Raw genomic sequence first — 21,182 nt, 5'->3', positions numbered from 1 at the left:
CCGAAAGGGTCGGAACAGGCGAAACAAATAGTTGAGGTAGACCGCTATGAATGCCTTCACCACTGATACCCAACGCTGGCAAGCCGTCGAGTCCCGTGACACTTCTGCCGCCGGCCACTTCGTCTACGCCGTGCGCACCACCGGCGTGTACTGTCACCCCGGCTGCAAATCGCGCATGGCCAAGCGCGCAAACGTAGAGTTTTTCAACGACGCCACCAGCGCCGAAGCTGCCGGCTATCGTGCCTGCCGCCGCTGCATGGCCAAAGCAGACGCCAACCGTCGCTCAGATCTGGTCGCCCGCGCCTGCCGTCTGCTTGAAAGCAGCGACACCCCGCCCAGCCTCGATCAGCTCGGCGCGCAACTGGCCGTCAGCCCCTTCCATCTGCACCGCCTGTTCAAGGCCGAAATCGGGCTCACCCCCAAGGCCTACGCCAGCGCCTTCCGTGCCCGACGCCTGCGCGAGCGGCTGGGCGACGGGCACAGCTCGGTGACCGATGCCATCTACGACGCCGGCTACAACTCCAACAGCCGCTTCTACGAAAGCGCCGACCAGCGGCTGGGGATGCGCCCCCGTGAGTTTCGGTCAGGCGGCGCCGGGGCGAGCATCCACTTCGCCATTGGCCAATGTTTCCTGGGGGCGATTCTGGTGGCCCAGAGTGACAAGGGGATCTGCGCGATTTTGCTGGGCGATGATCCTGAGGTGTTGCTCGAACAATTACAGGATCAGTTCCCCAAAGCCCACCTGATCGGCGGCGATGCCGCCTATGAGCGGCTGGTCGCCGAAGTTGTCGGCTTTATCGAGGCGCCGGCACTGGGCCTTGACCTGCCGCTGGATGTCCAGGGTACTGCCTTCCAGGAGCGTGTCTGGCAGGCCTTGCGCGAGGTACCGGTGGGCAGCCGGGTCAGCTATACCGACATCGCCGAGCGCATTGGTGCACCCAAGGCAGTACGTGCCGTGGCCATGGCCTGCGCCGCCAACCACATTGCCGTGGCCATCCCTTGTCACCGGGTGGTACGCCGTGATGGCGATATCAGCGGCTATCGTTGGGGCGTAGAGCGCAAGCGGCAGTTATTGGCGCGAGAAACGGCACTCTCCTGATCGCCTCAAGCCGCGTAGAATCCACCGCCAAATCGATGTGTAAAGAGGAACATTCGATGAGGCGTGTCAGCCTTGCCCGATTCTATGTGGGGGTAATGACCCTGATGCTGGCCCTGGCCGCGCCGGCCTGGTCGGCCCCGGCGACGCCGGTGTCCAGCCTGGCCGCAGCGGAAATGCCGGTGCTCGAAGAAAATGCCAGCTACGAGCAATTGAGCGATCGGCTCGACCAGATCCGCCAGGGCGTGACCAGCAATGCCAACGACGACTTGCTCTCGCAGTTGCGCATGGCCGCTGTGCAGGTGCAGCGCCAGGCCGATGCCCTGACGACCTTGCGTACCGCCGACGTAGAGAAGATCAACGACAAGCTCAACGTGCTCGGCCCGGTTCAGCCGGACGAAGCCGAAAGCCTGACCCTTCAGCGCAAGCAGCTCGATGCTGAAAAAAAGGCTTTGGTCACGCAGCAGGATCAGGCCGCCAAATTGACTCAATCGGCGCGTGACCTGTCGACGCAAATCGTCAACCTGCGCCGCAGCCAGTTCAACTCGCAGATCCTCAGCCGTGCCGCTACGCCGCTGAGCCCGGCGTTCTGGTCAAGCCTGATTCGCCCGACCGAGGACGACGTGGCGCGCCTGCGCGACCTGCGTGGCGAGGCCAGCGATGCCCTGAGCAGTGCATTCAGCGCCGAGCATCGCTGGTTCTTCATCGGCAGTGTGGTGGCCGCGTTCCTGGTGTGGATCTGGGTGCGGCGGCTGATCGAGCGCCTGCTGGCCAGCATCATGGTGCATCGCCTGCCGGAAGGCCGCCTGCGACGAAGTGCCCTGGCTCTGGGCGTGAGTCTGGCCACTCTGGGTACCATCTCCGGCTCGGTGTCGCTGCTGCGCTGGGGCCTGGAAAGCAGCGCCGAGCTGGGCTCGGACATCGCCAGCCTGACCAATCACTTCCTCACCCTGGTGGTATTCAGCGCGTTCATCACCGGCCTCGGCCGCGCCATGCTGATGCTGCAACGCCCATCCTGGCGCCTGCCGCCGATTCACGACGATGTGGCCAATGCACTGGGCTGGTTCCCCAAACTGTTGGCCCTGGCGTTAATGGTCATGCTGACCATGGAGCGCATCAACAGCGTGATTGGCACCAGCCTGGCGCTGACCGTGGCCACCAACGGCCTGACGGCGCTAGTGGTGGCGGCGATCTTCGCAATGGCGCTGGTGCGATACCGCCGCACACTACGCAAGCACAAACTGGATCGCCCGACCGGGTTGGCCGGGCTCATTCCGTTCGTGATCGTAGTGTGGGTCGGGCTGATCATTCTGGCGCTGCTGGCTGGTTACCTGACCCTGGCCTACTTCCTCACCGCCAAGCTGCTGTGGATCAGTGTGGTGGCGGTGTGTGCCTACCTGCTTACCACGTTCCTTGCAGACCTCTGCGAAACCCTGCTTTCGCCGCGCCAGCCGGGCGGCCTGGCGCTGGCCTCGACCCTGGGGCTGGCGCCACGGCACCAGGCCCAGGCCAGCACCATCCTGGTCGGCATCAGCCGCACGGTGCTGCTGTTCCTGGCGGTGATGCTGGCGCTGATGCCCTCCGGTACCAGCCCCGGCGAGCTGCTGCTGAGCCTGGGTGACTGGGATGGCACTGGCGGCAAGCTGCTGGGCAATCTGAACATCGTGCCGCAGGACATCCTGCTGGCCGTGGCTATGTTGTTCGGCGGAATGTTCGGCATTCGTGTGGTCAAGCGCTGGCTGAGCGAGCGCCTGCTGCCGGAAACCGACATGGACGCGGGCATGCGCGCCTCGCTCGTGACCCTGGTCGGTTACCTCGGCTTCCTGTTCCTGGCCATGCTGGTGATGTCGACCCTGCGCATCAACCTGACCAGCCTGACCTGGGTGGTCAGTGCGCTGTCGGTCGGTATCGGTTTCGGCTTGCAGCAGATCGTGCAGAACTTCATCTCCGGCCTGATCCTGCTCACCGAGCGCCCGGTCAAGGTGGGCGACTGGGTGAGCCTGGCGGGGGTCGAAGGGGACATCCGCCGGATCAACGTGCGCGCCACCGAAATCCAGATGTCCGACCGCTCCACGGTGATCGTGCCCAACTCGCAGTTCATCTCGCAGAACGTACGCAACGTCACCATGGGGAATGCCTTGGGCGTGGTGGGCATCACCCTGACCTTGCCGCTGGAGACCGATGCCAACCACGTGCGCGAGCTGCTGCTGGCGGCCTATCACGAGCATGAAGCGATTCTTGATGCACCGGCCTGCTCGGTGACCTTCAAGGACCTGACTTCAGCAGGTATGGTCATTGGTGTCAGTGGTTACGTGGCGGGGCCGCGGCAGGTGTCGGGTACCCGAAGCGACTTGCTGTTCACCATTCTTGGCCGCTTGCGCGATGAAGGCATTGCCCTGTCGTCGCCGCAGAGCATGGTGCTGGTGCAGGAAGGCTCGCGCCCGGCCGACGAACCGGCGTAAGGGCCTTCGCGGGCAAGCCCGCTCCCACAAGATTTCAATTGCCAGAAGGCTAATGAGATCCTGTGGGAGCGGGCTTGCCCCGCGAATGGGCTGCATAGCAGCCCCGGTTTCAATGCTGCTTGGCCTGCTTTATCCGCAGCAGGATCACCAACAGCACCAGCAGCACCGGCGGCGCCATCCCCAGCAGCGCATCCCGCGCCGTCAGCCCAAGCCCCAGCACATTCAGCCCGCCATACAGCAGCTTGAACAAGTTCAGCAGGTAGTAGGTGATGGCGATGATCGACAGCCCCTCCACCGCCCGCTGGATCTTCACCTGAGCATCGGCGCGGGCATTGAGGCTGCGCAGGATCCCGGCATTCTGCTCTTCCATCTCCACCTGGACCCGCGCCTGCAGCAGGTCGCCCAGGTTGGCGACGTTCTTCGCCAGTTGCTCCAGGCGCTGTTCGGTCGCCGCGCAGTAACGCACCGTTGGCTTGAAGCGACGCTCGATGAACACCCCCAGGCGCTGGCAATCACCGACATGGCTCTCGCGCAACTCGCCCAGGCGTTCGAACACCAGCTGCGCATAGGCCTGGGTGGCACCGAAGCGATGGCGGGTCTTCACCGTGCGGCTGACCACCTGCCGCGACAGGTGGGCGATGGCTTCGAGCAGGGCCTTGGAATCGTGGCCATCACCGCCGGCGCTGCGCTCCGACAGTTGCACCAGGGTCTTGTCGAAAGCATCCAGCTCCTGGCTCAGGGCCTTGGCCGTGGTCAGGGTCAGCGAGGCCATCATGCGGTAGGTCTCGATCTCCAGCAGGCGCCGGATCATCCGGCCCTGGCGGTAGGCGTTGAGGCGACGGTTGATGAACAGGAAGCGGTTGGTGCCGTCCTCGGTCAGGCGAAAGTCGCTCCACACCACCGCATCGCCACCGCCGACGCAGGAGCCGCATGGGTCCTTGAACCCGTAGTGGGGCAGGTCGAGGTCCTGCTCGTCGCGTACCAGCACCTGCACGGCATTGATCACCTGCGCCGCCTGCGGCGCGATGGCCTCGGCCAACACTGGCGGTAGCGCCTGCCATTCGGTGTCGGCGGCAGAGCAAGGCACCACCAGGGTCAGGGTGAAGAATTCGGTGTGACGCTCCCACTTGAACGGGTGGCCATCCAGACGGGTGATGCCCTGGGCGGCCTCGGTGTCGATCGCTTCCGGGCAGCAGCGCTGCAGCAGTGCGGCGCAAGCCGCATCGCCGCCCAGGACGGCCAGGTGGAAGACATGCGCCGGGCCATCGAAGTACAGCGACGGGCGGGCGTGCAGCTCGTTGTGCAAGGCGGTGCGTTGAGGGTGCATGGTGGTCCGGCCTGGTGTTGTGATTGTGGGGGTACCAGGGAGTGGGACTCAGGGAGGAGTGGGGAAAGTCACTGGGGGGCGAAATCTGTGTGGGAAACTGTCTGTTCGCCGTTAGAGATTCTGCGCCTGGGAGATTGAGCGCCGCCCGTGCGGCGCTCGTTCTCACAAGCGACAAAGGTGCTGTGGCGGGCACCCCTAGGCCATCACCCCAAACACCGGGTCACATGCTTAACCGACTGGTAGGCCGACAACCCCCAAGGCCCCAGCTCCCGGCCGATCCCGCTGCCCTTGGTGCCGCCCCACGAGGTCTCTACAAACACCGCCTGCACCGAGTTGATCCACACATGCCCGACCTCCAGCGCATCGGCCACGCGCTCGGCGCGCTCAAGGTCGCCGGAGCAGACCGTGGCGACCAGCCCGAAGCGGCTGTCGTTGGCCTCGGCAATGGCCTGTTCTTCCGTTGCGAAGCGACGTGCACACAGCACCGGGCCAAAGATCTCTTCAGTCCAGAGGCGGCTGTCCTTCGGCACATCGGCATACAGGGTCGGGCTCACGAACCAGCCCTCACGGTCCAGCGCCTGCCCGCCGGTCAGGCAATGCAGGCCCTCCTCACGCGCCGTCGCGAAGTAGCTGGCAACCTTCAGCCACTGCGCCTGGCTGGTCAGGGGCCCCATGTCGACCTCTTCGGTCAGCGGGTTACCGACCCGCAGCTTTTGCAGTGCGGCCTGCAGGCGCGGCAGCAGCACGTCGGCAATGCCGTCCTGCACCAGCAGGCGCGAAGTGGCCGAACACATCTGCCCGGCGTTCCAGGTGATACCGGCAACAATCCATTCCACCGCCTGGTCCGGGTCGCAGTCGTCGAACACCACGATCGCCGACTTGCCACCCAGCTCCAGGGTCACCGGCCGGCACTGTGCCGAAGCGCTGCGCATGACCTGGCTGCCAACGTTGTTGCTACCGGTGAACGACAGCTTGTCGAGGCCGCTGTGGCTGCTCAGCGCGGCACCGGTCTCGGCCTTGCCGTTGACGATGTTCAGCACGCCAGCAGGCAAGCCCAGGGCGTCGGCGATCTGGCCGTAAGTCTGCTCGATCAGCGGCGTCACTTCCGACGGTTTGAGCACCACGGTGCAACCGGCCGCCAGGGCCGGGGCTAGCTTCCAGGCGCTGGTTACCAGCGGGAAGTTCCACGGTACGATCAGGCCGACCACGCCCACCGGTTCCAGGCGGGTGCGAGCAGTGAAGCCCGCTGCGGCCAACGGCACGTCACGGTTCTTCGATGGCAGTTGTTCGGCCAGCTCGGCGTAGTAGGCGAAGGTGGCGACCGCATCATCCAGGTCGATCTCGGCCTCGTGGCGCGGCTTGCCGTTGTTGCGCATCTGCAGTGTGATCAGTTCTTCACGGCGTTGGCCGAGCTGCTCGGCAAAGCCGCGCAGGAAGGCCGCGCGCGTGCTGGCGCTGACCTTTTTCCAGGCAGGCAGGGCATCACGGGCAGCGGCCACGGCCTGGTCGACCTGAGCCACGCTGGCGGCCATCAGTTCGGCGAAGGGCAGGCCCAGCGCAGGCTCGCTGACGCTGATGCAGTCGCTGCCCTGGCCTTCGACCCAGCGGCCGGCGATATAGTGGGAAGTGGTCATGGTCGGTATCCAGTCAGGCCATTTCGGCGGTGGTCACCGGCGTGCGCGGGGCGCTTGTGCAGCGCACCCAGCGCGGGCCATTCGGGCCATATACGCCAGCAGGTTCAGGGAACAGGTTGAGCAGCAGCAGGTACAGCACGCCGGCCAGGCCCAGGGTCACCGGCAGGCTCAGGTCGATGCCGCCGGCCAGGTCGCCCAGCGGGCCGACGAACTGCCCTGGCAGGTTGACGAAACACAGGCCGACCATCGCGCTGGGGATCCACGCGCCCATGCCGCGCCAGTTCCAGCCATGCAGGAACCAGTAGTGGCCGCCTCGCTGGCCGCGGGTGAACACCTGCAGGTCGTCAGCGTGGTAGAAGCCGCGGCGAGTGATCAGGCCGAGGATCATGATCACCATCCATGGGCTGGTGCAGGTGATGATCAGCACGGCGAAGGTCGACACGCTCTGCACCAGGTTGAATGTGAAGCGGCCAATGAAGATGAAACCGATCGCCAGTACACCGATCAGCAGGGTGGCGCCAGCGCGGCTGAGCAGGCGCGGGAACACGCTGGACATGTCCAGGCCGGTGCCATACAGCGCGGTGGTGCCGGTGGACATGCCGCCGATCACCGCAATCAGGCACACCGGCAGGAAGAACCAGCTCGGCGCCACGGCCAGCAGGCCGCCGACGTAGTTGTTGGCGGCGATGTAGTCAGGCGCCTGGGTGGCCACCAGGGTGGCGGTGCACAGGCCGAACAGGAACGGGATCAGCGTGGCGACCTGGGCGGCGATCACCGCCAGCATGATGCGCGATTTCGGCGTTTGCCGCGGGATGTAGCGCGACCAGTCACCGAGGAAGGCGCCGAACGACACCGGGTTGCTCATGGCCAGGATCGCCGCGCCGACGAAGGCTGCCCAGAAGCCCGGCTGGCTGAGGTTGACGCTACCGGCAAAGCCCGCGTCGAACGGCCCGGCAAAGGCGAAGATACCCAGCAGGAACAGCAGGCTCGAAGCCCACACGGCGATCTTGTTGACCCACAGCATGAAGCGGAAGCCGAAGATGCACACCACCAGCACCAGCACCGCGAACAGGCCGTAGGCCAGGCCCAGGGTCAGGTCGGTTTCCGGCAACCCGGCCAGGCGCTTGGCGCCGCCGACCAGGGCATCACCTGAACTCCACACCGACAGCGAGAAGAACGCCACGGCGGTGAGCAGCGACAGAAACGAGCCGACGATGCGCCCGTGCACGCCGAAGTGCGCGCCCGACGATACGGCGTTGTTGGTGCCGTTGAGTGCCCCGAACAGGCCCATCGGCGCCAGGATCAGCGCGCCCACGCCGACGCCGAGCAGGATCGCCCAGACCCCGGCCTGGAACGACAGCCCGAACAGCACCGGGAAGCTGCCCAGCACGGCAGTGGCGAAGGTGTTGGCACCGCCAAAGATCAGGCGGAACAGGTCCAGCGGGGAGGCGTCGCGTTGATCGTCGGGGATCTGTTCGACGCCATTGGTCTCGATACCGGTCGAGTGGCTCATGTTGATGCTCCAGCGCGGTTGTTGTAGGCCCGTCGCGGTGCGCGGGCCCTCTTGTGGGTGCGATGGCAGTGCGGCAAGGCCGCGTAAATTCGGATCAGGCTGCGGTGACGACCGACAGGTGCTCGTGGCACGCCAGCCATTGTTCGCCGTGGCGGCGGAAGACGATGGTCTCGCGCTCGGCCAGCTGGTGCGCTTCACCGGCAATGCGGATGTGCGTGGCCACGTCGTGCATGAAGATCGCCACGTCGCCCTGCAGGCTCACCTGCACGTTGCTCGACTCACAGCCGAGCACGGCAAAACCCTCGGCCTGCCATTGGGCCCAGAGGTCTTCATAGGCACGCCGCGACAGCAGTGGTTGCGGCAAGGTGTGGAAGAGGAAAGTGGCGTCTTCGCTGAAGCAGGCGAAGTAGCGGGCGGTGTCGTTGCTGGCAAAGGCAGCGACGAGGTCGGCGGCAGCTTGCCGTACCTGAAGTGTCTGGTCCACGGGAGTGGCCTCACGGTTATTGTGATTGTGGTGAAGCGATTCTGGTGGGGGCGGGCGAGGGGAAAAATCGCGGAGGAGAAATAATTAGTTCAGAAATCTGTGAAGTGAGTGCCATGGCACAAGGCAGGCAATCATGGCCTGTCAGGTTTGGCACGTTGCAACAAATGTAGGAGCGGATTTATCCGCGATGCGCCGCGCGGGCGGCGCTCGATCTCCCAGGCGCAACAAGGCCCAAGGCGAACCCATCTGTCATCGAACTGCAATCTGCAGCGCGCACCCTCACAGTCTCCGCCCCACTGCCTCATTGCGAGTTCGAATGGGCCATCACGCGCTGTACCCCCAGCAGGAACACGACCTGTTCGGCCTGCTCTACGCCTTCTCCTTCCGCCCTGGCCAGCCTGGCCGCGAGCTCGATTCGGCTCAGGTGCTGCGCAAGCTCAGCGAGCCGCAAGACCCGGATGAATTCCTCTGGCTGCACCTGAACCTCGCCCACGCCGCCTGCGAGCGCTGGCTGCGTTCGCACCTGGCGTTGCCGGAGGCGTTCTTTGAAACCTTGCGCGAAGGCTCGCGCTCGACACGCATCGAACATGCCGACTCGACCCTGCTGGCCGTGGTCAACGACGTGGTGTTCAACTTCGGCCTGGTGTCGTCGGACGTCTCCACACTCTGGGCCTGCGCCAGCAGCCGGCTGCTGGTGAGTGCGCGGTTGCAGCCGTTGCATTCCGTGGACAAGCTGCGCTCATCGGTGAAGCAGGGCGAGCGCTTCCATTCACCGATCGAACTGCTGGTGCACTTGCTGCGTGATCAGGGCGACCTGCTGACCCAGATCGTGCGCGAGACCACCACCAGCGTCGACCGCATCGAAGACCAGCTGCTGTCCCAGCGCCTGAGTGACAACCGCGCGGAACTTAGCAGCATGCGCCGGGTGCTGGTGCGCCTGCAGCGCCTGCTGGCGCTCGAGCCCGGCGCCTTGCTGCGCCTGCTCAACCGCCCACCAGAATGGCTGCAGGAACAGGACATGCGCCAGCTGCGCGCGGCCACCGAAGAATTCACCCTGGTGATCAGCGACCTGACCGCCCTGGGCGAGCGGATCAAGCTGCTGCAGGAAGAAATCGCTGCCAAGCTCAACGAGCAGACCAACCGCACCCTGTTCACCCTGACCGTGGTCACCGTGCTGGCGCTGCCGATCAACATCATCGCCGGCTTCTTCGGCATGAACGTCGGCGGCGTGCCGCTCTCGGACGATCCGAACGGCTTCTGGCTGCTGGTGGCACTGGTGGCGACCTTCACCTTCCTGGCCGGGCGCTGGGCGTTCAGCAAGCGTCGGGAGTACTGAGATCGCGCCTGCCGCTTTGCGGGCGCAGGCGAACCGACTGACGGTCCCTCCCATCTCTCATCCTTGCCTACGCTGATAGTCCCAACCCGTCAGAGCAAGGAGTTCCGCCATGGCCTTCCAATACAAGCGTCTGGACAAGAACAACGCCGCCGTCCTGCTGGTCGATCACCAGACCGGCCTGCTTTCACTGGTCCGCGACATCGACCCCGACCGCTTCAAGAACAACGTGCTGGCACTTTCTGACCTGGCCAAGTACTTCAAGCTGCCGACCATCCTCACCACCAGCTTCGAAACCGGCCCTAACGGCCCGCTGGTGCCCGAACTCAAGGCGCAGTTCCCCGACGCCCCCTATATCGCTCGCCCCGGCAACATCAATGCCTGGGATAACGAAGACTTCGTCAAGGCCGTGAAAGCCACCGGCAAGAAACAGCTGCTGATTGCCGGGGTGGTCACCGAGGTCTGCGTAGCCTTCCCGGCCTTGTCGGCGCTGGAGGAGGGCTTTGAGGTGTTCGTGGTCACCGACGCCTCTGGCACGTTCAACGAGCTGACCCGTGATTCGGCCTGGCGACGCATGGAGGCAGCCGGTGCCCAGCTGATGACCTGGTTCGGCGTGGCCTGCGAGCTGCACCGCGACTGGCGCAACGATATCGAAGGCCTCGGCACGCTGTTCTCCAACCATATTCCGGACTATCGCAACCTGATGACCAGCTACAACAAACTGGCGAAGTAAGGGCTGCCGGGGCGCGGCAATTTGCCTTGACAAGCGAAACGGCAAATTGTCATGAATCGACCATACTGACTCTTCATTCGCCCTCAGGAGAGTGCCATGGCCAAGCCTTCCAAGAACAACGATGCGAAAGAGCACGCAGAGAAACTGGGCGGCAAGGCCTATGAGCAAGCGCTCAAGAAACTGCACGTGGAACTCGTGAAACTGCAGGAGTGGGTGGTGGCCAAGGGGCTGAAGGTCTGCATCGTGTTCGAGGGCCGTGATGGTGCCGGCAAGGGCGGCACCATCAAGGCCATCACCGAGCGGGTCAGCCCACGAGTGTTTCGGGTGGTGGCGCTGCCGGCACCGACCGAGCGGGAAAAGACCCAGATGTATGTGCAACGCTACCTGCGCCATCTGCCTGCCGCCGGCGAGGTGGTGATCTTCGACCGCAGCTGGTACAACCGCGCCGGCGTCGAGCGGGTGATGGGGTTCTGCAGTGAAGAGCAGAGCGCCAAGTTCCTCTCCGTGGTGCCGCTGTTCGAAAAGATGATGGTCGAGTCGGGCATCATCCTCATCAAGTACTGGCTCGAAGTCAGCGCAGAGGAGCAGACCCGTCGCCTGCAGGACCGCATCAACGACGGGCGCAAGTTGTGGAAGCTGTCACCCATGGACCTCAGGTCGTACACCCGCTGGGATGACTACACCCGGGCCCGTGACGACATGTTCGCCGCCTCCGATTCGTCCTGGGCGCCGTGGTTCATGGCGCACTCCAACGACAAGCGGCGTGCCCGGCTGAACATCATCAGCCACATGCTGACCCGCATCCCCTACAAGGACATCACCCGCGATGAGGTGGTGAAGCTGCCCAAGCGCGGCAAGATCGGCAAATACAAGGCTGTGCCTTATCCATTCAAAGTGGTTGAAGAGCGTTTCTGAACCCTCCCGGCGGGGGAGTTGCAAGGGTGCGAACCTATGCCTCATGACGGCAGCTTGCTGCAGGCAACGGTAGTGTTCCTGCTGGCCGTGGTGCTTCTGGTGCCGCTGGCGCAGCGTTTGAAAATGGGTGCCGTGCCCGGTTATCTGCTGGCCGGCATCCTGATCGGGCCCTCGGTGCTCGGCCTGCTGGGTAACCCCGAAAACGTCGCCCGTCTGTCGGAGATGGGCGTGGTGATGCTGTTGTTCGTCATTGGCCTGGAGCTGTCGCCACGGCGGCTGTGGACCATGCGCAGGGCACTGTTCGGCATCGGCTCGTTGCAGGTGGGGCTGACGGCGGTGGTACTCGGCCTGTTGGCGTACTTCCTGTTTGGCCAATCGAAAGCGGCGGCCATCGTGCTGGGTCTGGGGCTGGCGCTGTCGTCGACGGCTTTCAGCTTGCAGGTGCTGGCCCAACGCAAGGACCTGGGCAAACCACACGGTCGCCTGGCCGTGGCCATCCTGCTGTTCCAGGACATCGCGGCGATTCCCTTGATTGCCGTAGTGCCGCTGCTCGGTGGCGATGTCAGTACCGCTGACGAAGGTTCCTGGCCACTGCTGGCGGTGGCGGCGGGCATTGGTGTGGTGATCATTTTTGGCCGCTATCTGTTGACCCCGGTATTCAAATGGACGGTCGGTTCGGGTTTGCCCGAATTGTCCACGGCGACTGCCTTGCTGGTGGTGCTGGGCACTGCCTGGTTGATGGAGCATGTCGGTGTATCCATGGCCCTGGGCGCCTTCCTTGCCGGTGTGTTGATGGCCGACTCGCCTTTTCGGCATGAGCTGGAAACCCAGATTGAACCGCTCAAGGGCCTGCTCCTCGGGTTGTTCTTCGTCGGCGTCGGCATGAGTGCCGACTTGCAGTTGTTGTTCGGCATGCCTCTGATCGTGCTGGGGCTGACGTTGCTGCTGGTGGTGATCAAGATGCCCCTGTTGCTCGTGCTGGGGCGCAGGGCAGGCGGGCTTAACCGCGCCGAGGCGTTGTGCCTGGCGATCGTGCTGGCGTCCGGGGGGGAATTCGCCTTCGTGGTGTTCAAGCTGGCGCTGGATCACCAGGTGTTGACGCAACAGGTTCATGACTTGCTGGTGCTCGCCATCACGCTGTCGATGGTGGTGGTGCCCCTGGTGATGATGGCCCTGGCGCGGCAGTTGCGTGACAAGGACCGCCCGGTAGCCGAGACGGGCCACTGAATAGCGCCTTGCCGGCGCGCCTGACGTTCGGAGGTGAAACATGCAGCCGAGTTTGAAGCTGGACAGTGCCCTGTCGCGGGGTCTGCTCGACGTGCTGATCAAGGCGGGCCTGGTGGCCGCCCTGGTGATGTTCGCCTTCCAGGTTTTCCAGCCGTTCCTGGAGCTGATGCTGTGGTCGGTGATTCTGGCGGTGACGCTGTATCCGTTGTACTTGCGGATAAGGCGCGGCACCGGCATCAAGGATGGTTATGTGGCAACACTGGTGGTGCTGCTGGTGCTGATCGTGCTGCTGGTTCCGGTCTACCTGGTGGTGATGTCGATTGGCGAGTCGGTGGACAGCCTGGTGACGCTGCTCAAGAGCGGTAGCTGGAGCGTGCCAACCCCGCCCGAGTCGGTGGCGACCTGGCCGCTGATCGGGCCCAAGTTGTATGCATTGTGGCTGTCTGCATCGCAAAACATGGCCAGTGTCCTCAACCAGTGGCTGCCACAGCTCAAAGGTGCGGGGCTTACGGTGCTGGGCGCCGCAGCCAGTGCCGGTGGTGCGTTTCTGCTGTTCATCGGCGCGATTATCATTTCTGGCGTGATCATGGCCTTTGGCGAGCGTGGTGAAGTCGCGGCGCAGCGCATTGCCATTCGGGTCTCCGGCGAGGAGCGCGGCAAGCCGCTGGCTCAGCTGTGCACCGCAACCATTCGTGCCGTGGCCCAGGGCGTGATCGGCATTGCCTTCATCCAGATGCTGCTGATTGGCGTCGGTTTCGTGATCAAAGGGGTGCCAGGTGCCGGCATGCTGGCCATCGTCATCCTCATGCTGGGGATCGCCCAGGCACCCGCGACGCTGGTCACTGTACCGGTGATCATCTATGTGTTCAATGTCGAGGGTTTCACCGCCGCGACCATCATCTTTGCCGTCTATACCTTCGTTGCCGGGCTTGCCGACAACGTGCTCAAGCCGCTGCTGCTGGGGCGCGGGGTGGATGTACCAATGCCGGTGGTGTTGATTGGTGCCTTGGGCGGCATGGTGGTCAAAGGCATCATCGGCCTGTTCATCGGCCCGGTGATCCTTGGCGTGACCTACGTACTCTTCTGGCAATGGGTGGCGCTGCAGGTACCGGAGCAACCGACCCCGCCTGCGGCCTGAACCATGTCCAAACCCTGCTATGGCCTGGGACTGCTGATGTTTCTGGCCGGCTGTACCCAGATCGGACCGGACTTCGAGAAGCTCCAGGACCCATGGCTGGACAGCTGGAGCACGCCCCTGCTGGAGCAGGCCGGGCGCTTTGCGTCAGCACCGGACCTGCGTCAGTGGTGGCTGGTGTTCGCCGACCCGACGCTTGCAGGCCTGATCGCCGAAGCTGACGCCAACAACACTAACTTGCGTGTGGCCGGCCTGCGCATTGCCGAGGCGCGGGCGCAGCTGGCCATCGTGCAGACCGGGCGTTATCCACAGCTGCAGCAGTTGAGCGCGCAGAGCCTGTACCTGAAGCAAGACCAGTCCGGCACGTCCACTGCGCGCGACTCGGTGTTCTGGCAGTCCAGCGTGGGCTTCGACATCGGTTGGGAAATCGACTTCTGGGGCCGTTTCAGTCGCGCCATCGAGAGCGCCGATGCGTTCTACTTCGCCTCTCAGGCCAATTACGCCGATGCCATGCTGCTGCTACGTGCGCAGGTGGCCGACACCTATTTCGCCCTGCGCACCGCCGAAGCGCGGCTGGACATTGCGCAAGAAAACGCCAAGCGCCAGGCACGCAGCCTGCAGATCACCGAGCGGCTGTTCCGCCACGGCGAGAACGACGAGCTCGACTGGCAGCAGGCGCGTACCCAGTACCTGGCCACCCTGGCCACCATCCCCGAGTTTGAAAACCAGCTCAATGCCTTGCGCAACGTGCTCTGCTCGCTGCTTGGCAGGCCACCGGGCCCGTTGCCCGAACTGGAGGCGCGCCACGGGCAGTTGCCGTTGCCGGACCGCGCAGTGTTGCAGGACGTGCCGGCCAGCCTGCTGCAACGGCGCCCGGACATCCGCGCGGCTGAACAGGCGGTGGCGGCGCAATCGGCGCTGGTGGGCGTGGCCGAGGCAGACCTTTATCCACAGTTGAGCCTGCTGGGCAGTATTGGCTGGACCTTCCTGTCGGCCAGCCATCTGCCCAACACCTTCGACCTGGCGGTGGGGCCGAGCATGATCTGGAACCCGTTCGACTACGGCCGGCGCAAGAACGCCGTGCGGGTCGAGGACGCCCGCCTGCAGCAATTGATCGAGCTGTATCACCAGCGCGTGCGTGAAGCCGCGCACGAGGCCGACGACGCCGCCAGCGGCCTGGTGCGTTCGCTGCAGAGCGCCAGCATTCGCCAGGATGCCTCGCAGGCCGCCCAGCGTTCGCTGACCTTGGCCAGCTCGCAGTACCAGGAAGGTTTTGCCGACTTCCAGCGTGTGCTGGACGCCCAGCAACTGCTGTTGCAACAGCAGGATGGCTACCTGGTCAGCCGTGGCAATGCGGTGAGCAGCCTGGTGAGCTTGTACAAGGCGCTGGGTGGCGGCTGGGACAACCACCGCAAACCGATCGACCCGGCCACCCGTCAGCAGATGGAAAACCGTACCGATTGGGGCGGCCTGCTCGACGAGCCGGCCCCTGCCGATTCCGAACAAGGTGAGCCGAAATGAGTGACGCCGCGCACACCCCGCCAGCCCCCGATCGCGGCATGCGCTGGGTGTTGATAGTGATCGTCGTCAGCCTGGTCTGGTACCTGCTGGCCGACCGCTTCACGCCCTACACCCAGCAAGCCCGGCTGCAGGCCTACGTGGTGCCGGTGGCCGCCGAAGTGGCCGGGCAGATCAAGCGCGTGGCCGTGGGCAACAACCAGGAAGTGCGCCAGGGCGATGTGCTGTTCGAACTGGACCAGGACCAGTACCGCATCGCCCTGGCCCGCGCCGAAGCCGACCTGGATACCGTGCGCCGGCAGATCGGCGCCAGTACCGCCGGCATCGATTCGGCCCAGGCCGCGCTGGTGGCGGCCCAGGCCAACGAACGCAAGGCGCGCCAGGATGCCGAACGGCTCAAGCGACTGATCGACGAAGACCCGGGAACGGTATCGGTGCGCCGCCTGGAAGGCGCCCAGGCCACCCGCGACCAGGCCATCAGCCAGGTGGCCGCCGCGCGCGCCGAGGTACAACGGGCCCGTGAGCAGCAGGGCGGGGCCGATGCCGACAACGCGCAACTGCGCAGCGCCGCAGCCAATGTGGAAAAAGCCCGCCTGGACCTGGCCCGCACGGTGGTCCGCGCCGACACCGACGGCTTGATCACCGACCTGCGCACCGACGTGGGCCACTACGTGGGCGCCGGCAGCCCGATGATGACCCTGATCGCCATCCATGATGTGTGGATAAGTGCCGACATGACCGAGAACAACCTTGGCCGCCTGCGCCCTGGCGCGCCGGTGCTGGTGGTACTCGATGCCATGCCCGGCAAGGTGCTGAAAGGGCAGATCCGCAGCATCGGCTATGGCGTGAGCGTCGGCCAGCCTGCGCCCCCGGGAAGCTTGCCGACCGTGCAGAACACCCGCGACTGGTTGCGTTCGGCGCAGCGCTTCCCGGTGATCGTCGAACTCGACCGTGATCAGCTGACAGACAGGTCCGGCTTGCGTGTGGGCGGCCAGGCCGAAGTCATGGCACTGCCCGGCGAAGGCAACCCGCTGAACCTGCTGGGCCGCGTGTTCATGTGGCTGATGAGCTGGCTGTCGTATGCCTATTGAGCTGCGTCGCCTGCGCGCGCTTCGCCTGGCCTGGGGTGTGGCGCTATGCCTGGCGACCAGTTTCGGCCTGGGTTTGCCGGTGCCGATCCTGGCGCCGGTGTTCGCGGCGCTATTACTGGCCATGCGCAGTGAGGCGCTGCCGATCAAGGCGGCGCCGGCGCTGGCGATACTGGTGATGCTCAGCTGCGGCAGCGGCCTGCTGTTGATTCCGCTGTTGCGCCATGCCCCGCTGAGCGGGGTGCTGCTGGTCGGCGTGGGGGTGTATCTGGTCTTGCGCTATGCGCTCATGGGCGGCAATGGCCTGCTGGCCAACCTGCTGGTGATCGGCCTGACCATGATCGCGGCGGCTGGTACCCGCAATTTCGACCTGGCGCTGTCGGTGGTCGAGGCGTTGGCCAAGGGCATGCTGCTGGCCGTGCTGGGTACGGCGCTGGCCCATGTGCTGTTTCCTGAACCGGCCGGCGCGCCTGTGCAGCCTTCGCCGCCCTTGCTCGACAGCGCGGATGTCAGCTGGGTTGCCCTGCGCGCCACGCTTATCGTCATGCCGGCCTTCCTGCTGGCGCTGATCGCCCCGGACCAGTTCATGCCACTGATCATGAAGGCGGTGAGCCTGGGGCAGCAGGCGGGGGAGACGCGGGCTCGGCATGCCAGTCGTGAGTTGATCGGTTCGACCTTGCTGGCCGGGGTGTTGGCGATGCTGGTGTGGGGCGCGTTGAGCCTGTTCGTGCACCTGTGGATGTTCTTCCTGTGGGTGCTGCTGTTCGTCCTCTGGCAGGCGCGCAGGCTCTACCGTGCGGTGGATACCCGGCAAAGCCCGGCGTATTGGGTGAGCTGCCTGACGACCATGCTGATCCTGCTCGGGCAGTCGGTGCAGGACAGTGCTGGCGGGCAGGATGTGTACAAGGCCTTTGCGGTGCGCATGGCGCTGTTCGTGGCCGTGTCGCTGTATGCCAGTGCCATGTTGATCTGGATCGACCGGCGCCGGGTTCGGGCTGCCTAGGGTTTCCAGTCAATCCCGGTATCTGCCAGGTAGGCATCCACCGCCGCCCCGACCGTAGGGTGAAATGCCCTCTCGCCCATGTGCTCGAACAACTCGAAGCGCTTCATCTTGTCCTTCACCGGGTCTTTCATCTCGGCAAACTGCAGCTCCACCCCCCGAGCCTCCAGCGTACGATCAAGCTCGGCGAGCATGTCTGCCGACGTGATATCGATGCTGGTCACCGGTTCTGCCGCAATCACCAGCCGCTGCACCGGGGTCGGTGATTCATCCACCGCCGCCAGCACCGTGCCCTGGAACTGCTCGGCGTTGGCGAAGAACAGCGGTGCATCCCAGCGCAGCAGCACCAGCCCCGGAATCCGCCGCGCCTGTGGATAACGCTTCACGTCATGGTAGCCACGGGTTCCATCGACCCGCCCGAGTACGGCGTAATGTGGCCGCCAGCCGTCCCACAGGAATTCGACCACCGATATCGCCACGGCAATGCAGATCCCCGGAATGGCGCCGAACACCGCGACACCGACGAAGCAGGTGAAAGACAGCCAGAACTCCCACTGCTGCATGCGGAAGATGCGCTTGAGGTCTGCGAACTCGAACAGCCCTAATGCCGCAGCGATCACCACGGCAGCCAATGCGCTGTTGGGCAGGTGCTGCATCAGGTTGGGCGCGACCAATAGCAACAGGGTTACTGCCAGCGCGCCGATGATGCCGGTGAGCTGGGTTTTCGAGCCGGCCGCCTCGGCCACTGGTGTGCGCGACGAACTGCTGCTGATCGGGATACCCTGGAACAGACCGGAGGCCAGGTTGGCCACTCCCAAGCCGAACATCTCCTGATTCGGGTTGACCGGGGTCTTCAGTCGCGCGGCATAGGAACGCGACAGCACGCTGGTATCGGCGAACGACACCAGCGCCACGGCAATCCCGCCCAGTACCACTTCGACCAGGTCGATGTCGCTGACCCATGGGAAGACGAAGCTGGGCAGACCCTGGGGCAATTGGCCAAGTACCTTGACGCCCATCTGGTCGAGGTTGAACAGGCTCACGGCCAGGGTTGCCAGCACCACGGCGATCAGGATGCCCGGGATGCGCTTGAAGGGTTTGAGCAGCAGGATCAGCACCAGGCTGCCGGCGCCGATGATCAAGCTTGGCCAGTGCCCATTGCCTGCAAACAGCGCCTGGATCAGGTTCCAGACGTCCCGCAGCGGCCCCTGGCTGTCGACTTCAATGCCGAACAGCTTGGGCAGCTGGCTGATCAGCACGGTGAGGGCGATACCGTTCATGTAGCCGTAGCGGATCGGCTTGGACAGCAGCTCGGTGATGAAGCCCAGGCGGAGCAGCCCGGCGATCACGCAGAAGGCACCGGCCACCAGCGCCATCATGCTGGCAATGGCGATGGCGCGCTGTGGGTCGCTGGCGGCGTATTGCACCACCACCGCCAGGATTGGCGCGGCCAGTGCCGAGTCCGGGCCTAGCACCAGAATGCGGCTGGGACCGAACAGGGCATAGGCCAGCAGCGGGATGATGGTGGCATACAGGCCGTAGATGCCCGGTACCCCGGAAGCTTCGGCGTAGGCGATGCCGACCGGCACCAGCATGGTGGTGAGCACCAGGCCGGCGGCGATGTCCTTGGGCAGCCAGGCGGGCTGGTAGTGCAGCAGGGTGGCCAGGCCGGGGAGCCAGCGCTGCCAGTCGAAGCCCGAGCGGGGAGGCGTGTTATGCATGGTCGAGGCTCTTGGGAGCAGGGCGCAGGCCCTTCAGAGACTCAGCTTAGATGCAGAAAGTTGGGGCCGCTCTGCGGCCCTTTCGCGACACAAGGCCGCTCCCACAAGTACTGTGCAAGCCCCAAGATAGCGCCGAACTTGTGGGAGCGGCCTTGTGTCGCGAAAGGGCTGCAAAGCAGCCCCGGCAATCGTGCAGGAGAAGCTCAAAGACAAAACCCCTTGAAACCATGGGCCTCAAGGGGTTTTCAGTACTGCAGACTGCCGCTTAGACGTTGAAGCGGAAGTGCATCACATCGCCGTCTTTGACGATGTAGTCCTTGCCTTCCAGGCGCCATTTACCGGCTTCCTTGGCACCGCCTTCACCCTTGAACTGGATGAAGTCGTCATAGGCCACCACTTCGGCGCGGATGAAGCCTTTTTCGAAGTCGGTGTGGATCACGCCAGCGGCCTGCGGGGCGGTGGCACCGACGCGTACGGTCCAGGCGCGGACTTCCTGCACGCCGGCAGTGAAGTAGGTCTGCAGGTTGAGCAGCTCGTAACCGGCGCGGATCACGCGGTTCAGGCCAGGCTCTTCCAGGCCCAGGGCCTCGAGGAACATGTCTTTCTCTTCACCGTCGTCCAGCTCGGCGATTTCCGCTTCGATCTTGTTGCACACCGGCACCACGACCGCGCCTTCTTCTTCGGCGATGGCCTTGACCACGTCCAGGTGCGGGTTATCTTCGAAGCCGTCTTCGGCAACGTTGGCGATGTACATCACCGGCTTGCTGGTCAGCAGGTGGAAGCCACGGATGACAGCCTTCTCGTCGTCAGCCATGTTCTTCATCAGGCTGCGCGCAGGCTTGCCTTCGGTGAAGTGCGGGATCAGCTTTTCCAGAATCGCCTTCTGTGCCAGGGCGTCCTTGTCGCCGCCCTTGGCGTTGCGGGCAACCTTCTGCAGTTGCTTCTCGCAGCTGTCGAGGTCGGCGAAGATCAGTTCGAGGTCGATGATCTCGATGTCGCGCTTGGGGTCGACGCTGTTGGAAACGTGGATCACGTTTTCGTCTTCGAAGCAGCGCACCACGTGGGCGATGGCGTCGGTCTCGCGGATGTTGGCGAGGAACTTGTTGCCCAGGCCTTCACCTTTCGACGCACCGGCCACCAGGCCTGCGATGTCGACGAATTCCATGGTGGTCGGCAGGATGCGGTTAGGCTTGACGATTTCCGCCAGCGCCGCCAGGCGCGCATCGGGCATCGGCACGATGCCGCTGTTCGGCTCGATGGTGCAGAAAGGGAAGTTCTCCGCCGCGATGCCAGACTTGGTCAGGGCGTTGAACAGGGTGGACTTGCCGACGTTGGGCAGGCCGACGATGCCGCAATTGAAACCCATGGGTATTCCCCTCTCTAGGAAATCAGGCCTTCTGGCTGTGCAGCTCGCGCATGGCCTTGGCGAAGTCGCCGGCCAGTACGTCCGGCAGCACGCCGAGGGCAAAATCGATGCTGGCGTCGAGCTTCTCCTGCTCGGCGCGCGGCGCGCGGCCCAGGACGAAGTTGGAGACCAGTTTGGCGTCGCCCGGGTGGCCAATGCCAAGCCGCAGGCGGTGGAAGTCGTTCTGGTTGCCGAGCTGCGCGATGATGTCGCGCAGGCCGTTGTGCCCCCCATGGCCGCCGCCGCGCTTGAGCTTGGCAACGCCCGGAGGCAGGTCGAGTTCGTCGTGTGCCACCAGGATCGCTTCCGGCTTGATGCGGAAGAAATTGGCCAATGCCGCCACGGCCTGGCCGCTGCGGTTCATGTAGGTGGTGGGGATCAACAAACGAACGTCGTTGCCCTGATGGCTGAACTTAGCCGTCAGGCCGAAATATTTCTTGTCAGCGGTGAGCGATACACGCTGGGCGCTGGCAATGCGTTCAACGAAAAGAGCCCCTGCGTTATGCCGGGTCTGTTCGTATTCGGGGCCGGGGTTACCCAGGCCAACGATCAACTGGATGGCGGTCACGTCAGGGGCTCTTCCTTGGAGTT

17 protein-coding genes are annotated in these 21,182 nt (G+C 64.5%); 10 read left to right on the top strand and 7 right to left on the bottom strand.

The genetic code is table 11. From position 1 onward, the window contains the following. Positions 1-46: 46 nt before the first annotated feature. Together ada and C2H86_RS08050 are read left to right on the top strand one after the other, a co-directional pair. Positions 47-1,099: a bifunctional DNA-binding transcriptional regulator/O6-methylguanine-DNA methyltransferase Ada gene (gene ada / locus C2H86_RS08055; protein ID WP_159412146.1), complete on the top strand. Its 1,053-nt coding sequence runs from the start codon at positions 47-49 to the stop codon at positions 1,097-1,099. 56 nt (positions 1,100-1,155) lie between these two features. Next, complete coding sequence (locus C2H86_RS08050; RefSeq protein WP_159412145.1) at positions 1,156-3,558, top strand: DUF3772 domain-containing protein; 2,403 nt, start codon at positions 1,156-1,158, stop codon at positions 3,556-3,558. A 109-nt stretch (positions 3,559-3,667) separates the two neighbouring features. Here C2H86_RS08050 and C2H86_RS08045 read toward each other — a convergent pair whose 3' ends face one another. From C2H86_RS08045 to C2H86_RS08030, 4 genes are all read right to left on the bottom strand, one after another. Next, the gene (locus tag C2H86_RS08045) at positions 3,668-4,885 is read right to left on the bottom strand and encodes a DUF3422 domain-containing protein (protein WP_159412144.1); all 1,218 of its coding nucleotides are present in this window, start codon (positions 4,883-4,885) and stop codon (positions 3,668-3,670) included. A 203-nt stretch (positions 4,886-5,088) separates the two neighbouring features. After that, a complete protein-coding gene (locus C2H86_RS08040; protein ID WP_159412143.1) occupies positions 5,089-6,519 on the bottom strand; it encodes an aldehyde dehydrogenase family protein in 1,431 nt (476 codons plus the stop codon). 13 nt (positions 6,520-6,532) lie between these two features. Further along, positions 6,533-8,032: a purine-cytosine permease family protein gene (locus C2H86_RS08035; protein ID WP_159412142.1), complete on the bottom strand. Its 1,500-nt coding sequence runs from the start codon at positions 8,030-8,032 to the stop codon at positions 6,533-6,535. A gap of 94 nt (positions 8,033-8,126) precedes the next feature. Further along, a complete protein-coding gene (locus tag C2H86_RS08030) occupies positions 8,127-8,516 on the bottom strand; it encodes a YybH family protein (RefSeq protein WP_159412141.1) in 390 nt (129 codons plus the stop codon). 316 nt (positions 8,517-8,832) lie between these two features. Here C2H86_RS08030 and C2H86_RS08025 point away from each other — a divergent pair, with 316 nt between their 5' ends. The 8 genes from C2H86_RS08025 (at position 8,833) to C2H86_RS07990 (ending at position 17,468) form a co-directional block, all read left to right on the top strand. Further along, positions 8,833-9,852: a transporter gene (locus C2H86_RS08025; RefSeq protein ID WP_159412140.1), complete on the top strand. Its 1,020-nt coding sequence runs from the start codon at positions 8,833-8,835 to the stop codon at positions 9,850-9,852. A 109-nt stretch (positions 9,853-9,961) separates the two neighbouring features. Then, on the top strand, positions 9,962-10,582 hold the full coding sequence (gene ycaC, locus C2H86_RS08020) for an isochorismate family cysteine hydrolase YcaC (RefSeq protein ID WP_159412139.1): 621 nt from the start codon (positions 9,962-9,964) through the stop codon (positions 10,580-10,582). 96 nt (positions 10,583-10,678) lie between these two features. After that, entirely contained in the window at positions 10,679-11,497 is an 819-nt protein-coding gene (ppk2, locus tag C2H86_RS08015; protein ID WP_159412138.1) for a polyphosphate kinase 2, read from the top strand. 36 nt (positions 11,498-11,533) lie between these two features. Continuing rightward, positions 11,534-12,724, top strand: a complete 1,191-nt coding sequence (locus C2H86_RS08010) for a monovalent cation:proton antiporter-2 (CPA2) family protein (protein ID WP_159412137.1) — start codon at positions 11,534-11,536, stop codon at positions 12,722-12,724. Between the two features lie 40 nt (positions 12,725-12,764). After that, on the top strand, positions 12,765-13,862 hold the full coding sequence (locus C2H86_RS08005) for an AI-2E family transporter (protein ID WP_159412136.1): 1,098 nt from the start codon (positions 12,765-12,767) through the stop codon (positions 13,860-13,862). 3 nt (positions 13,863-13,865) lie between these two features. Next, on the top strand, positions 13,866-15,380 hold the full coding sequence (locus C2H86_RS08000; protein ID WP_159412135.1) for an efflux transporter outer membrane subunit: 1,515 nt from the start codon (positions 13,866-13,868) through the stop codon (positions 15,378-15,380). Continuing rightward, complete coding sequence (locus C2H86_RS07995; protein ID WP_159412134.1) at positions 15,377-16,468, top strand: HlyD family secretion protein; 1,092 nt, start codon at positions 15,377-15,379, stop codon at positions 16,466-16,468. Before C2H86_RS08000 ends, C2H86_RS07995 begins: the two co-directional genes overlap by 4 nt. Continuing rightward, entirely contained in the window at positions 16,458-17,468 is a 1,011-nt protein-coding gene (locus tag C2H86_RS07990; protein ID WP_159412133.1) for a DUF2955 domain-containing protein, read from the top strand. The genes C2H86_RS07995 and C2H86_RS07990 overlap by 11 nt, the downstream gene beginning before the upstream one ends. Here C2H86_RS07990 and C2H86_RS07985 read toward each other — a convergent pair. The 3 genes from C2H86_RS07985 to pth all read right to left on the bottom strand — a co-directional run bounded on the left by C2H86_RS07985 (position 17,465) and on the right by pth (position 21,159). Continuing rightward, positions 17,465-19,186 carry a SulP family inorganic anion transporter gene (locus C2H86_RS07985; RefSeq protein ID WP_159412132.1) on the bottom strand — a complete coding sequence of 574 codons (1,722 nt, stop codon included), beginning with the start codon at positions 19,184-19,186 and terminating at the stop codon, positions 17,465-17,467. The genes C2H86_RS07990 and C2H86_RS07985 overlap by 4 nt on opposite strands. Before the next feature lie 265 nt (positions 19,187-19,451). Further along, positions 19,452-20,552 (bottom strand): redox-regulated ATPase YchF, encoded by a 1,101-nt coding sequence (gene ychF / locus C2H86_RS07980; RefSeq protein WP_103445718.1) that lies wholly within the window; start codon positions 20,550-20,552, stop codon positions 19,452-19,454. A 22-nt stretch (positions 20,553-20,574) separates the two neighbouring features. Next, positions 20,575-21,159, bottom strand: a complete 585-nt coding sequence (gene pth / locus C2H86_RS07975) for an aminoacyl-tRNA hydrolase (RefSeq protein ID WP_009686183.1) — start codon at positions 21,157-21,159, stop codon at positions 20,575-20,577. Positions 21,160-21,182 lie beyond the last annotated feature (23 nt).

The organism is Pseudomonas putida, from assembly GCF_009883635.2.
In the GTDB taxonomy this organism is placed as follows: domain Bacteria; phylum Pseudomonadota; class Gammaproteobacteria; order Pseudomonadales; family Pseudomonadaceae; genus Aquipseudomonas; species Aquipseudomonas putida_W.
This window is presented reverse-complemented; position numbering and strand designations above follow the sequence as displayed.

Excerpts from the sequence above, each read along its gene's own strand:
- C2H86_RS08040 (WP_159412143.1), bottom strand. The coding sequence starts at position 6,519 with ATGACCACTTCCCACTATATCGCCGGCCGCTGGGTCGAAGGCCAGGGC.
- ppk2 (WP_159412138.1), top strand. The coding sequence starts at position 10,679 with ATGGCCAAGCCTTCCAAGAACAACGATGCGAAAGAGCACGCAGAGAAA.
- ycaC (WP_159412139.1), top strand. The coding sequence starts at position 9,962 with ATGGCCTTCCAATACAAGCGTCTGGACAAGAACAACGCCGCCGTCCTG.
- C2H86_RS08025 (WP_159412140.1), top strand. The coding sequence starts at position 8,833 with ATGGGCCATCACGCGCTGTACCCCCAGCAGGAACACGACCTGTTCGGC.
- ychF (WP_103445718.1), bottom strand. The coding sequence starts at position 20,552 with ATGGGTTTCAATTGCGGCATCGTCGGCCTGCCCAACGTCGGCAAGTCC.
- C2H86_RS07995 (WP_159412134.1), top strand. The coding sequence starts at position 15,377 with ATGAGTGACGCCGCGCACACCCCGCCAGCCCCCGATCGCGGCATGCGC.
- C2H86_RS08000 (WP_159412135.1), top strand. The coding sequence starts at position 13,866 with ATGTCCAAACCCTGCTATGGCCTGGGACTGCTGATGTTTCTGGCCGGC.
- C2H86_RS08050 (WP_159412145.1), top strand. The coding sequence starts at position 1,156 with ATGAGGCGTGTCAGCCTTGCCCGATTCTATGTGGGGGTAATGACCCTG.
- C2H86_RS08010 (WP_159412137.1), top strand. The coding sequence starts at position 11,534 with ATGCCTCATGACGGCAGCTTGCTGCAGGCAACGGTAGTGTTCCTGCTG.
- C2H86_RS07985 (WP_159412132.1), bottom strand. The coding sequence starts at position 19,186 with ATGCATAACACGCCTCCCCGCTCGGGCTTCGACTGGCAGCGCTGGCTC.
- C2H86_RS08035 (WP_159412142.1), bottom strand. The coding sequence starts at position 8,032 with ATGAGCCACTCGACCGGTATCGAGACCAATGGCGTCGAACAGATCCCC.
- ada (WP_159412146.1), top strand. The coding sequence starts at position 47 with ATGAATGCCTTCACCACTGATACCCAACGCTGGCAAGCCGTCGAGTCC.
- C2H86_RS08005 (WP_159412136.1), top strand. The coding sequence starts at position 12,765 with ATGCAGCCGAGTTTGAAGCTGGACAGTGCCCTGTCGCGGGGTCTGCTC.
- C2H86_RS08045 (WP_159412144.1), bottom strand. The coding sequence starts at position 4,885 with ATGCACCCTCAACGCACCGCCTTGCACAACGAGCTGCACGCCCGCCCG.
- C2H86_RS07990 (WP_159412133.1), top strand. The coding sequence starts at position 16,458 with ATGCCTATTGAGCTGCGTCGCCTGCGCGCGCTTCGCCTGGCCTGGGGT.